Genomic DNA, 13026 nt, shown 5'->3' on the forward strand with positions numbered 1-13026 from the left:
CTAAGAGGCCCCGCTGAACCACGCTGGCCGATCGCAGACTTCGTACCTCGTCAGCGACTACAGTGGCCTGTCTGCTTCGCGACTGGGCGGCTCCTCCTACACTTAGCATTCAGCCTTCCTACTCGATATTCGCCTAAAGCTCAGGTCGTCATAGACCTAGCCTACATCCAGCCCCAATGCCGTGATTGCACACTTGCGCACCGATAAGCCCTGACGTTTCGTTACATCAGGGCGACCGCAGCGCAAGGAGTCGCGGATGTCACGCTCGCAGCCTCAGTTTCGTTTCAGCCTGACCATTGACGGCTTTGCTGATGACCTTCAAGTCTTGTCATTCAAAGGTGATGAGGCCATCAGCACGCCTTATGCCTTCGAACTGGTACTGGTCAGTCCGCGTGCCGATCTGGATCTGGTGGCATTGCTGCATGCCCCGGCCTTTTTGGCGTATGCCGACGGCGGAGGCGGCGTTCACGGGCTTATCTATGCCATTGCCCAAGGCCAGACCCGCCAGCGCCTGACGGTGTATACCCTGACCCTCGTACCGCAACTGGCCTACCTCGAGCATCGCACCAACCAGCGCATGTTCCAGCAACTGAAGGTCGAACAAATCATTGCCAAGCTCCTTGAAGAGCACGGCATTTTCAGCAATGCCTACACCTTCAACCTGCACGGGACCTATCCGGTTCGCGACTACTGCGTGCAATACCACGAAACGGATCTGCACTTCATTCAGCGCCTGTGTGAAGAAGAGGGCATCCATTACCACTTCCGCCACTCAGCCCAAGGTCATCAATTGATCTTCGGTGATGGGCAGAACGCCTTCGCCAAACTTGATCACCCTGTGCCCTATCAGGGCGAAAGCGGCCTGGTGGCCGATACCCCGGTGGTCAGCTATTTCGAGGTGGGCATCAACACCCGTTCCACCCGCAGTACCTTGCGTGATTACACCTTCGAAACCGCCAGTCGCGATATCCAGGCGAGCTACGGCCCGGATACCCAGCGCGTCGAACGAGATCTTGAGGATTACCGCTACCCCGGTCGCTTCAGCCTCGAACAGCGCGGCCAGTTGCTGAGCCAGCGGGCCCTTGAGCGCCAACGCGCCGACCGCTGTCTGGCTAATGGCGAAAGTGACGACTGCGGTTTTATCAGTGGCCATTTCATTACCCTGAGCGAGCACCCCCACAGCGACTGGAACGCGATGTGGTTGCTGACTGAAATCCATCATCAGGGCCGGCAGCCGCAAGTGCTCGAAGAGACCGGGACTGATCTGGACGACAAGCCCACTGACGGGTTTACCCAGGGCTATCGCAACGACTTCGCGGCGACACCGTGGGACGTGTTCTACCGCCCGCCACTCAAATATCTCAAGCCTCAGGTGCTGGGCCTGCAGACCGCCCGGGTCACCGGCCCCGTCAACGACGAGGTGCATTGCGATCAGTACGGCCGGGTGAAGGTGCAGTTTCATTGGGACCGTGAAGGCCAAAATAACGACGCCAGCAGTTGCTGGCTGCGGGTGGCTTCTAGCTGGGCCGGTGACAGTCATGGCGCAGTAACCGTGCCACGGGTCGGCATGGAAGTGCTGGTGGCGTTTCTGGAGGGTGATCCGGACCAGCCGGTGATATCAGGTTGTCTGGGCAATAGCCTCAACCCGCCTCCCTATCCGTTGCCCGCCTACAAAACCCGCAGCGTGTTGCGCAGCCGCAGCACCCCGAACGGCACAGGCTACAACGAACTGCACATCGAAGACCGACTGGGCCAGGAACTGATCTACCTGCATGCCCAGCGCGACCTTGAACAACACATCAAAAATGACTCGCTGCTGCAAATCGATGGCCAGCGCGCAGAAACCATCACCGGCAACAGTATTTCGGTGCTCAAAGGTGATGATCAGCGCACGGTCAGCGGTGATCGCAAAGCCCAGCTCAATGCCAACGACTTTCGCCAAATTGCCGCCAGCAGCCACACCCTGGTGGGGGTGGCGCTGACGGTCGATGCGGGCATGGAAGTCACGATCAAGGCCGGTGCCCATGTGGTGTTGTCGGCAGGGGCGTGTATCTCGCTGACGGCGGGCGGCCAGCACCTGATCGTCAGCGCTGCCGGGATTTACGTCAGCTCACCGATCCTGCTCGGTGGCGTACCGATGCCCGGCACACCGGCATTGCCCGCTGTCACCTCTACCGTTGCAGCACTGACTGCAGCCGTCTTGACCCCGACCCAAATCAACAGCCTCAAGCGCAACGCACCTTTCTGCGAAGAGTGCGAAAAATGCAAAGGAGGCGTTTGTGAACTCTGAGCCTTTAACCCCCCGGCAGTGGCTGGCAGACAACCCGCTGCGCCCCGGCGAAAGCCTGTACGCGGTGATCAGCTCCACCAGCGATGCCAACCCGCTAGCGGCCTACCGCCAACAAGGTGGAGTCGAACCACCAGACAGGCTGTGGGCTGGCACCGCCTATGCCGACTGGCTCCCGGTCATGCCTTATCTACTGAGGCTGACGCCTGACAGTGAGTTCATCCTGTGGGCGGAGCAAACCGATGCTGACGATTGGGGCTGGTTGGCCATCTCCACGGCCAGCCCGCAACGTATTACCGAACACTTGCGCAGTTTGACCCAGGTCCTGATGCCTGCTGGTGAAGCCGTGTTTTTGCGGTTCTGGGACGGTCGCCACTGGCTGCCCATCCTCCAGTATTTGGGCACAGCGACCCGTGATGTCTTGCCGGTCTTCGACCGCTACTGGATCAACGGCCAGCCGGTCACGGTGGGGCAGGGTGAGGTGCTTGCCGCTCAAGCATTCCCGTGGTGGCAAGTGCCCGGTGACCTGCTCGACAGCCTCGCTGAGCAGGACCTCAACACCGTAATCGACAACCTCATGCAGTGGTTCAAAGACGCTCACGCGCCGTTGTATGCAGTGATCGGCGAAGCCCGGCTGCGACTAAAGGTTGAACACTTTGTACAGCGCTCGACCCCCTTACAACGTAAAGACAGCGGGCTCTTGTTGGCTCATGTGCAGCAAGAGGTTTGTGCGTAACCATGATCACGATTATCGGCAAAATGCTTCTGACTATTGGCGACACCCAGCCTGACGTAAAGCAGGTTTTGCAAGAGCTAGAACACTGTATCGAAGGCTATCGGGATCGGGCGGACTCCTGGTACGGCGGCATGATCGATGTCGAGCAAGTGTTTCGTGTCGGCGATGAAGTAGTGATCCATGACAAGGACGATCAGGCGCCGGCGGCCATGTTTGCCCAATGCCAGCGCGATTCTACCGTGACGTTGGTCCACGCCTTTGAAGCAGCGCGTTTTATACCCATAGGCAATACCCCAGTGCGCTTGGTGCCAGTAGGGGGTGGTGTCGAGATCAAAGCGTTGATTGATGCCACCGGTATCACGCGTGTCGAGGGCTGCCTGCCTAATCAGCAATACCACGTCACCTTTTACTCGCAGATCACTTCTGAGCAGCTAGATGCGTTTTTTAACTCTTATCAGGAGGTGCTCAGTGATCTGAGCCAATGGCTCGGTACCCAGTGGGACACTGAATATCTGTCGCTCTGGCAAGCTCACCAGGAAGCCGATGCATTGGGACGTTCCTGGATCGAGATCAAGAGCCAGTGGAGTGGCCTTATCAAGTCATTGTTGGCCGTGTGGGATGACATCGTTGGTTTCTTGAAGCTGATCAGCCGCCCCCAGCAGAGCTACGAAACGTTCAAGAAGTTCCTCAGCGAAGAGCAACTGAAGTTGCTCTTGAATGCCTCCAAAGAAACACTGGAAACCGCGCTGCTAATTGCCAGCGATGAGCCACTGATGTGGTCTTATTTCTCAGCCTTGATCGCCTGGCTCAAACTATTACCGCCCCAAGTTCGTAGCGAGATACAAGCGCGCCTCACCACTGACGTTCTGATCAATATCGTCCTCGGCATCATATTCAGTGGGGGGATTGGCCTGGCTGTACGGCTCTCCATCAAGGGGGCCAATACTGTGGTTGAAAGCGCAAAAGCGACTCGATTGCTGGAAGGCTTTGTCGATCTGCTGATGCGCACCAGCAAAGCGCGATCCACTCACCACGCCACAGTAGGCAAGCCGATTTTGCTGCAAAGCGCGGGTCTACTGGATCCAGGGTTGAAGGCTGATCTGGATATCAAAGCGCAGAGTGGCCAAGCCCCCACCCAAAGCATCCCTGATGCCACGGTTATAGCCCGAAGCAAACCCAAGGCGAGAACCACGCTGGAGGTGGTCGAGCACGTCGACGACGCCCCGTCGCAATCCAAAACCCCCAACGATAAACCTGCCGAACCTGCCAAAGACACCCAAACCCACGGCTGCCCAGTCTCAATGGTCACTGGCGAAGAGCTGCTGACCTTGACCGATGGCGTGCTCGATGGCTCGCTGCCCCTCGAGTGGACACGCCTGTATCGCACCAGCGCGGTCGAAGTAAACGGCGATTTGGGCTTTGGCTGGAGCCACACACTGTCGCACCGCTTGCAACGCGAAGGCGACGAACTGCTCTGGACGGACCACGAAAACCGACAGACCCGCTTTCCACAACCCAGCGCACAACGCCCGGCCATCATCAACAGCTTGGCCAAAGCTGCGATTTACCTGGGCGACCAGGATGGCGAGTTGATCCTCGCCCACGCCGGTAAAAGCAGCCGCTTCTATCATTTCAACGACCTACGACTGACCGCCATCAGCGACGCCTACGGCAACCGGCTGAAAATAACCTACCTGCAAGGGCGTCTGCACCGTATTGACAACGGTGCCGGCCGCGCCTTGCTGTTGCGCTACACCGACGCACGCCTCAGCGCCGTTGAGTACCAGCAATACGATGACAGCCGTGAATTTGCCGAGCGCTCAAATGACCACTACGCCAAGTGCGGGATTCACCTTGAGCGCTGGTCAACTCTCTATACGCAGGTTACCTACCGGTACAACGCTGCGGGGCAACTGATCAGCGCGAGCAATGCGCTGCAAGAAACCGAGCACTACCGCTATGACGCCCAACACGTCATCCAGGAACGGCAACTAGCAGGAGGTGCGGCGTTTTACTGGCAGTGGCAACACACGGGCAAGCAGGCACGTTGCGTCCGTCATTGGGCCAACTTCGGGCAGATGGACGCCACCTACGAATGGGACGACCAAGGCTCGGTCACGGTGAAAAACCGTGACGGCAGCCAGCAAGTGTATGTGCATGACGACAATGCGCGGCTAGTCAGTCAGATCGACCCGGACGGCGCTGAGCACCAAAAAGCCTACGATGACAAAGGCCGCCTGATCGCTGAAAAAGACCCGCTCGGCGCGGTCACCGAATACCAGTACAACGAGGCCGGACAGCTTACGGCACTGATCCCGCCCACTGACGAACCGACGTTCTACAGCTACTTCAACGGCCATGTGCGCAAAGTACAGCGCGGTCTTGCCAGTTGGAAATATGAGCGCAACAACCAGGGCGACATCACCTGCCAGACCGACCCGGACGGCAATCTCACTCACTATAAATACACCGACAAAGGCCAACTCAGCGGCCTGTACTACCCGGACGGCAGCCAGCACACACTGACCTGGAACCCGCTTGGGCAACTGCTCGACGAAACCCTGCCAGACGGTACGCAACGGCGTTATCGCTACGATGCACAGGGTCGCACCATCACCCGGCAAGACGAGCGGGGCGCCATCACCCAGTACCAGTGGGACGCTGCCAACCGTCTCAGCCAAATCACCATGCCCGGTGGCAAAACCCGCGCCTGGAGCTACAACGCCTACGGCAAAGTGACGGCCGAGCGCGATGAGCGCGGCCATATCACCCGCTACGAATACGCCGACAACCTGCACCTGATCAGCCGACGCATCAACCCTGATGGCAGCCAGCTCAACTACCGCTACGACAATGCACGCTTATTGTTGACCGGCATCGAAAACGAGCGCCACGAGCACTACCAGCTTGAGTACTACCCCAACGGTTTGATCCAGCAAGAAATCGGCTTTGACGGCCGTAAAACTGCTTATGCCTACGACCTCAATGGGCAGTTGCTGGAAAAGACCGAATACCCGGATGCAGAACATCCTGACAGTGCTCCGTTGGTTACAGCCTATAAGCGCGACCCTGCAGGACGGCTGACAAGCAAAACCCTGCCTGATGGCAGCGAAATCACCTACACCTACGACACCTTGGGTCGCTTGACTGCCGTCGACGACGGTGCTTGGCCGATGGCCTACGAATACGACCTGCAAGGTCGCCTTGTCAGTGAGCATCAAGGCTGGGCGACTCTGCGCTATCAGTACGACACACTCGGCCAACTTAACGACTGCCGGCTGCCTGATGGCAACCGTCTGCACTACCACTATCAAAAAGGCGGCGCCCTCAAAGGCATCGACCTCAACGGCAAAACCCTCACCGGGCATCGCTACGAAGCGGGGCTGGAAACCGTCCGCCAACAAGGCTACGTGGTCAGCCACTACCAATACGACGAACAAGGCCGACTGCAAGACCACGCCGTCAGCCAACTGAATGCCCGTGGCGATATCGAGGGTCAGCCGCTGTACCGCCGTCACTACCGCTACGATGCCAATGGCAACCTCAGCCTGCTCAGTGACAGCCGTAAAGGACAGAAAAGCTACGCCTACGACCCGCTCGACCGCCTGACAGAAGTACGCGGCCAACTGACCGAACACTTCATCCATGACCCGGCGGGCAACCTGCTCGACCAAAGTATCGACGGCCAACGGCACAGCCGCTACGCCAACATCAAAGGCAACCGCTTGCTGATGCAAGGCGACAGCCATTTTGAGTACGACGCCTACGGCAACCTTCGCCAAGAGCGACGCGGCACAGGCCAACGCCTGACCCGCGACTACCGCTACGACAGTCAGCAGCGCCTGATCGGCATCACCTTGCCAGACGGCAGTCAGGTGACGTACCGCTACGACGCTTTCGGGCGGCGCATCAGCAAGGATCATGGTGGCACCACTACGCAATTTCTCTGGCAGGGCGAACGCCTGATCGCTGAAAGCGCCCAACAAAAAGGCCTGCATGGCATCAGCCACTACTGCAGTTACTTATATGAGCCGGACACCTTCAAACCGCTGGCCTTGCTCCAGGGTGAGGGCGACACCGCACAGGCTTACCACTACCAACTCGACCACCTGGGCACGCCACAAGAACTCACCGACCACCGTGGCCAAATCGCCTGGTCTGCTCATTACCGGGCCTACGGCAACGTCCTCAAACTCGACAAGGCCGAAATCACCAACCCGCTGCGCTTTCAGGGCCAGTATTACGACGAAGAGAGCGGACTACACTACAACCGCCATCGCTACTACAATCCAAACACCGGCCGCTACCTCACCCCCGACCCGATCAAACTCGCGGGCGGGCTGAACAGCTACCAGTACGTGCCCAACCCGACAGGGTGGGTGGATCCGTTGGGGTTGTGCAGTGAAGGTGGTGTCAAGTCAAATAGTGGGCTTGGTACCGACTCATCAAAAGTACACGCAGCTATTGATGACGGCGCACCCGCAGTTCCTGGCTTTGAAACAGGTTACTTGTACCGGGGGGATACACGATCGCATGAAACTATATTCAAAGAAGGTTTCCAAAGTAAGGGAGATAGCACGGACTTGGAGTTGCATGTGTTTGATAATAATACGCCTCCCAGTAATTTTGTGAGTACGTCTATCTCTCCTGAGGTGGCTATCGACTTTGGAACGGTGTATAGAACAAAGAGAGGATATCTTTATACATTGCGCTTGATGAGCGGGCGAGACGTAAACCGTGAATTAGGAGGGAAAGTGCCATTTCCTGAAGAGATGGAAATTGCTATCCCAGGAAACATAAGAAAGGAAGATGTGTTAGGAGTTACTCCGGTAAATGCTGATGGAACTCACATGGGCTATTCTATTCCTAATCTCGCGAGGGAATAAAAGTGGATGATCGAGAAATTGCGGTGAAAATTGACGGCCTCTTAGTAAAAGCAAAGCTGTCATATGACGTTGAGTCGTCCTGCATTGATTTGGCTATAAATGGGGCTGTGTATTCTTGTTGTGCAGAAAACTTATTTTCGAGCTTTATAAAATTAAGAGCCATGCTGCCAAATATTGAGTTCTTTTGTAAGGGGGCGAAAGTCAATGTGCATCCTTCAAGGGCCTCTTCGCAAATGTCATCAGGGCTTTTGGCGTATGAGCTGACCCTTGGGAAGCAAGCTCTCAGGGAGAATTTGGTCAATATTTTTGACTATGATTCTGAGGGAGTTACTAACGATCCACTTGTTCAGCGCGAATTTTTTGAACGCTGGATGAAATCTTTGAGATGAAGTCGTCAGGTTTGGTTTGTTAATCAAAATAATGCTCTTTTAAAAAGTTGTTCACCTAATGCTGCTTGAAAATACTCCACTCTGTAGGAGCGAGCTTGCCTCGCGATCTTTTGACTATTTAAAAGATCGCGAGGCAAGCTCGCTCCTACAGGGTTTTGTTGTTATCGCAAGGCAGTATTCAAATCGACAAATGCAACACGCGTTCATCTTGCTTGGGTTCTATTGCGCTGCGTTTGTTGACTTTTAATTCCCCGAGGTTGATCAACAGGGTGCGGGTGACGTTGCGGCTCAGCCCCAGCAGTTTGGCGGTGTGGACCTGGTTGTGGTGGCAAAATCGATAGGCCGCGCGTAACAGGCTGCGTTCGACGTTTTCGTGGAGGTTGTCAGACTGGCTCTCGAACAGGCGCTGGAATGCATGTTCCAGCAGTTCTTCGGCGCTCTGGTCGCTGTTGACGGTGCTGGTTTCTGGTCGGGTGATGCGCAGGTTGGACATGCGCAGGTCGTCACTCTGGATGACACCGTCGCGGCAGATCAGCAGGGTGTGGTGAATGACGTTTTCAAGTTCGCGGATGTTGCCCGGCCAGTTGGAGTGCGCGAGTTTTTGCTCTGCCTCCGGGCTCAGTACGACGTCACCATAACCGAGGCGACGGCTGTAGGTGTCGATGAAGTAGCGGGTCAGCGGGAGGATGTCGCCGGGGCGTTCGCGCAGCGGGGTAAGTTCCAGGTTGACCACGTTCAGGCGGTAGAACAGGTCTTCGCGAAAGTGCCCGGCGTTGATGGCTTTTTCAAGCTGTACGTTAGTGGCGGCCAGTACGCGGACGTTGATGGGAATGCTTTTGCGCGAGCCCAGGCGGACCACTTCGCGCTCTTGTAGAACACGCAGCAGCTTGACCTGAATCGGCATTGGCAAATCGCCAATTTCATCGAGAAACAGGGTGCCGCCGTTGGCTTCTTCGAACCAGCCTGCCTTCGCGCCCAGCGCGCCGGTAAAGGCGCCTTTCTCATGGCCGAAGAGTTCGGATTCCACCAGCGATTCTGAAAACGCCCCGCAGTTTACGGCCAGGAAAGGCTGGTGTTTGCGCGCGCTGAGGTTGTGAATGTGGCGCGCAATCAGTTCTTTGCCGGTGCCGGTTTCACCAATGATCAGCACGCTCGCATCACTGGGCGCGATTTGTTGCAGGTGCTGGAGCAAGGCTTTGGACTTGGGGTCTTCAAAGACTTGTGCGGTTGCCCGGATCGAGGTGGCCAAGGCCGGGGAAGGGGGGAGGGTTAGCAGTTGCATGTCGGTCCCTATGAATAAAATGTCGGGATGGGGGACGTGCCGTTAAGTGCCCAGTCGCCCAGTTCCTGAAGCTTGTAGTCCAGAGGGTCGTGCAGGCTCTGCGTGCGCAGGTTGCGCCAGTGCCTGTCGAGCGCCACGGAGGTTTGCGTCGCGCGCGCTCCGGTGACCTCGAAGACCTTGCTACACAACTCCAGGCCATTGCGGCTGGCGGCTACTTTGGCGGTAGCAATGGCGATGGCGACTTCGCCGCGCTCTTCACTGGTGAGCGCCGGGCCTTTGGCCCATGCCTCGTCCAGTACGGCTCCGGCGCGTTCGACTAGCAAGCGGGTGCTTTCCAGAGCAACCCAAAAGTCGCCGTAATGGCCAAGAATGTAGGGGTCCTGGGTGTTTTGGCTGGCGCTGGATTTAAACCAGGGCCGGGTTTCTTCCAGGGTGTAACGGCGCGCTTCTTCAAAGGCGCCTTCGGCGATGCCGAGAAAAATATTGGCGAAATGCAGTTGGGCTATCAGCGGCCGCAGGCAGGCAAAGGGCGTGCTCAGCGGGCCGGGATCGAGCAGCAAGTCCGAGTCTTCAACCCGCACACGCTGGAACGTCACGCTGCCACTGTCGGTCTGACGCTGGCCCATGTTGTGCCAGTCGTTGTGCAAGGTAATGCCCGAGCGGGCGCTGGGGATGGCGGCTATCAACAGCTTGCCGCCTGCGCTTTCGTCAATCGCAGAGGCAATCAGCATTTCAGAGTCGTTGGCGCCGGAGCAGAAGCTTTTTTTGCCGGAGAATTCACGCCAGCCTTCACGCTCCTTGACCACGGTGCGGGTGTCCAGCGGGTTGAGGGTATTGCCCCAGAACCAATTTTTGTTCGCCGTCAGCTTGAACCAGGTTTGCCATTGCGAGGGTTTGGCGAACAGTCGCACAGTGGATAGCATCAGGTGATGGAAGCCGAAGACATGGGCGATTGAACTGTCCACCCGGGCAAATTCGCGCACCACTGCAAACGTTTCAGACCAAGTGGCATTGAGACCGTCGAACTGGCCCGGAATGCTCATGGCCAGCAGGCCGCTGTCGCGCAAAAGATTACGTTCGTGCTTGGGCGTGCCACCTTGGGCATCACGCTCCACGGCGGTCAGGGCGAACTCGGCTGCCAGCTCTCGAGCGATGTCCAACGGTGCCTTCCTGGCATTTAGCTGTGTGACAGTCACGTGTGTTCACCTCGTTTGAATGTCGCCCCCCCAACGTGGTGTCAGGGGGTTGCCAGAAGGCTGCGGGTTATTTCACTTGGCCGTAATCACCGACAGCTTGGTGATCCCTGCGCGCTCAATCGAGGCCATGGCGCGTGCCACTTCGCCGTAGTTCACACCGTTATCGGCTTGCAATTGCACGCGAACTTCCGGGTCTTTGGCCTTGGCCGCCTGCAGGTTGAACTCCAGCAGGCCCGCTTCAACTTCATCCTTGTTGATGAACACTTTGCCCTGATCGTCGATGCTCACCACCAGCGGATCCTTTTGCTCCACAGGGGCGACCGAGTCGGTCTTGGGCAGGTTGATCGGAATCGCGTTGGTCAGCAGTGGTGCGGTGACGATAAACACCACCAGCAGCACCAGCATCACGTCGACCAGCGGCGTGACGTTGATTTCACTGAGTACTTCGTCGTTGTCTTGGGTTGAAAAGGCCATCTCAGGATGCCTCCTTCACTTTTTGCGCGGGCGCTGCAGACTTGTTCAGCACCGGGTGCAGGTGCACACGGAAGGCGCTCTTCTGGGCCAGGCTGTAGAAGTCGTGGGCGAAGTCGTCAAGGTCAGCAGCGGTCAGTTTCAGGCGACGCAGGAAGTAGTTGTAAACCAGCACCGCAGGGACTGCGACCGCGATCCCGACACCGGTGGCAACCAGTGCCGCACCAATCGGCCCCGCCACAGTTTCAAGGCTGGCAGAGCCGGCGGCGCTGATGCCTTTCAAGGCCGACATGATGCCCCACACGGTGCCGAACAGACCGATAAACGGCGAGGTGCTGCCGATACTGGCGAGGATCGCCAGGCCGGTTTCCAGCGAGCGGCGCTCACGCACGATTTGCTGGCGCAGCGAACGCTCCAGGCGGTCCTGATGGTTGATGTTGTGTGCCAGGTCATTGGCCTGTGGCGCATCGGTTACTTGAATGGCGGCATAACCGGCTTGGGCTACACGGGCAGCAGCACCCGGCGCCGTGCTGGCCAGCTCGGCGGCCGAGTCAAGGCTGGTGGCGGCCCAAAATTGCTTGAGAAAGCGACGGTCCTGGTTTTTCAGGCGGCTGAACTGCACGCCCTTGAGTAAGAACAGGCCCCAGGTGGCAACCGAGAAAATAATCAGCAGCCAGATGACCGCATGTTCAATGGATTCAAAGGGGGAAGCGATAAGGTTCATGGTTCAGGCTCTCTAAATTAGGTCATCAAAACGTTCAAGGCGCCGCGTCTTTTTCAGGACGCTCGCGGTGTAAAAAATGAGGTCCGGGCTTATTTGATTTTGAAATCAATCGGCACGCTGACCCAGCCGTCAATCGGGTCATTACCTTGTTTGGCCGGGACAAAACTCCAGCGTTTCACCGCATCTTTGGCTGCGTTGTCGAGTTGGTCGCGACCGCTGCTTTTCTGGATCTGGATTTCGCCAGGCTTACCGCTGGCCAACACGTGGACCCGCAGCAGCACAGTGCCTTCCCAGCCACGGCGCATGGCCAGTGACGGGTATTCCGGCGCCGGGTTGTGCAAATAGCCGGCATTGGCAGAAGCCGGGGTTATTGGCGCAGGGGCTGGCGGCGCGGGTAGAGCAGGGGGTGCAACCGGTTGCGGCGGCGCTGGCGGTTGTTCAACAGGCTTGGCCACGGGTTTAGGCACAGGCTTGACCACCGGTTTGGGTTTTGGGATCGGCTTGGGCGGTGGCGGTTTTACGGCCAGTTCGTCTTCCACAGGCGGAGGCGGTTCGACCACGGGCTGAACAACCGGCTCGGGCGGAGGCGGTTCCACCACAGGCGGTGCCGGTTGAGAAAACTCGATGGTCATTGGCGGAACTTCCGGCGGCACGATCGGCAATACCGGCGTCGGGTTCTGACTGATCCAGTAAATCACCGCACCGTGCAGTGCCAGTGCGAAAACCCCCAGCAGCACTGCTTCACGGCGGCTCAGGATGCGCTTGGGCGTACTTTGCAGGCGCGACAATGACAGTGGGCCGCGAAACGTGCGCCCAAGATCAAGCAGTTCGCCGCCGGGGCCCTGGCGCCAGAGCACATCCAGCGCGCTGGCAGTTTGGACATTGGCCATTAATAACTCCTGGCTTTTAGCAAAACGAAGTCGTATTCGCGATCAATACACTCCACTGAATGCACTTAGTTGCCGAAGCAAACAGGCATGCAAAAGTAATAGCAAGAGCCATACCAACTAGTAAAAGCGCCGTAAATCGGGCGTATTTTGTTAATTGTCAGACAC

The 13026-nt window shown here is 57.6% G+C and carries 9 protein-coding genes; 4 read left to right on the plus strand and 5 right to left on the minus strand.

All coding sequences use genetic code 11. The features are described 5' to 3' along the window. Positions 1–256 precede the first annotated feature (256 nt). The 4 genes from AAEZ03_RS07770 to AAEZ03_RS07785 are packed head-to-tail and all read left to right on the plus strand — an operon-like array spanning position 257 to position 8298. Positions 257–2290, plus strand: coding sequence for a type VI secretion system Vgr family protein (locus AAEZ03_RS07770; protein ID WP_350577471.1), 2034 nt, complete (start codon positions 257–259; stop codon positions 2288–2290). After that, positions 2280–3023 (plus strand): DUF4123 domain-containing protein, encoded by a 744-nt coding sequence (locus AAEZ03_RS07775; RefSeq protein WP_350577474.1) that lies wholly within the window; start codon positions 2280–2282, stop codon positions 3021–3023. Before AAEZ03_RS07770 ends, AAEZ03_RS07775 begins: the two co-directional genes overlap by 11 nt. Positions 3024–3025: 2 nt before the next feature. Further along, a complete protein-coding gene (locus tag AAEZ03_RS07780) occupies positions 3026–7909 on the plus strand; it encodes an RHS repeat-associated core domain-containing protein (RefSeq protein WP_350577477.1) in 4884 nt (1627 codons plus the stop codon). A gap of 2 nt (positions 7910–7911) precedes the next feature. Then, positions 7912–8298, plus strand: a complete 387-nt coding sequence (locus AAEZ03_RS07785; RefSeq protein WP_350577480.1) for a hypothetical protein — start codon at positions 7912–7914, stop codon at positions 8296–8298. A 178-nt stretch (positions 8299–8476) separates the two neighbouring features. Here the strand turns inward: AAEZ03_RS07785 and AAEZ03_RS07790 are convergent, their stop codons facing one another. The 5 genes from AAEZ03_RS07790 to AAEZ03_RS07810 all read right to left on the minus strand — a co-directional run bounded on the left by AAEZ03_RS07790 (position 8477) and on the right by AAEZ03_RS07810 (position 12861). Continuing rightward, positions 8477–9580 carry a sigma-54 interaction domain-containing protein gene (locus AAEZ03_RS07790; RefSeq protein WP_350577482.1) on the minus strand — a complete coding sequence of 368 codons (1104 nt, stop codon included), beginning with the start codon at positions 9578–9580 and terminating at the stop codon, positions 8477–8479. 8 nt (positions 9581–9588) lie between these two features. Then, complete coding sequence (locus AAEZ03_RS07795; RefSeq protein ID WP_350577484.1) at positions 9589–10776, minus strand: acyl-CoA dehydrogenase family protein; 1188 nt, start codon at positions 10774–10776, stop codon at positions 9589–9591. A 72-nt stretch (positions 10777–10848) separates the two neighbouring features. Continuing rightward, positions 10849–11250, minus strand: a complete 402-nt coding sequence (locus tag AAEZ03_RS07800) for an ExbD/TolR family protein (RefSeq protein WP_048368932.1) — start codon at positions 11248–11250, stop codon at positions 10849–10851. 1 nt (position 11251) lies between these two features. Further along, entirely contained in the window at positions 11252–11971 is a 720-nt protein-coding gene (locus tag AAEZ03_RS07805; protein ID WP_048368933.1) for a MotA/TolQ/ExbB proton channel family protein, read from the minus strand. A gap of 89 nt (positions 11972–12060) precedes the next feature. Beyond that, positions 12061–12861: an energy transducer TonB gene (locus AAEZ03_RS07810; RefSeq protein WP_350577488.1), complete on the minus strand. Its 801-nt coding sequence runs from the start codon at positions 12859–12861 to the stop codon at positions 12061–12063. Between the last annotated feature and the right edge of the window lie 165 nt (positions 12862–13026).

The organism is Pseudomonas sp. HY2-MNA-CIBAN-0224 (genome assembly GCF_040310285.1).
Lineage (GTDB): Bacteria > Pseudomonadota > Gammaproteobacteria > Pseudomonadales > Pseudomonadaceae > Aquipseudomonas > Aquipseudomonas helleri.

What these genes read in the sequence shown, in the direction of transcription:
- AAEZ03_RS07800 (WP_048368932.1), bottom strand. Translation starts at nt 11,250, where the DNA reads ATGGCCTTTTCAACCCAAGACAACGACGAAGTACTCAGTGAAATCAAC.
- AAEZ03_RS07805 (WP_048368933.1), bottom strand. Translation starts at nt 11,971, where the DNA reads ATGAACCTTATCGCTTCCCCCTTTGAATCCATTGAACATGCGGTCATC.
- AAEZ03_RS07810 (WP_350577488.1), bottom strand. Translation starts at nt 12,861, where the DNA reads ATGGCCAATGTCCAAACTGCCAGCGCGCTGGATGTGCTCTGGCGCCAG.
- AAEZ03_RS07790 (WP_350577482.1), bottom strand. Translation starts at nt 9,580, where the DNA reads ATGCAACTGCTAACCCTCCCCCCTTCCCCGGCCTTGGCCACCTCGATC.
- AAEZ03_RS07780 (WP_350577477.1), top strand. Translation starts at nt 3,026, where the DNA reads ATGATCACGATTATCGGCAAAATGCTTCTGACTATTGGCGACACCCAG.
- AAEZ03_RS07770 (WP_350577471.1), top strand. Translation starts at nt 257, where the DNA reads ATGTCACGCTCGCAGCCTCAGTTTCGTTTCAGCCTGACCATTGACGGC.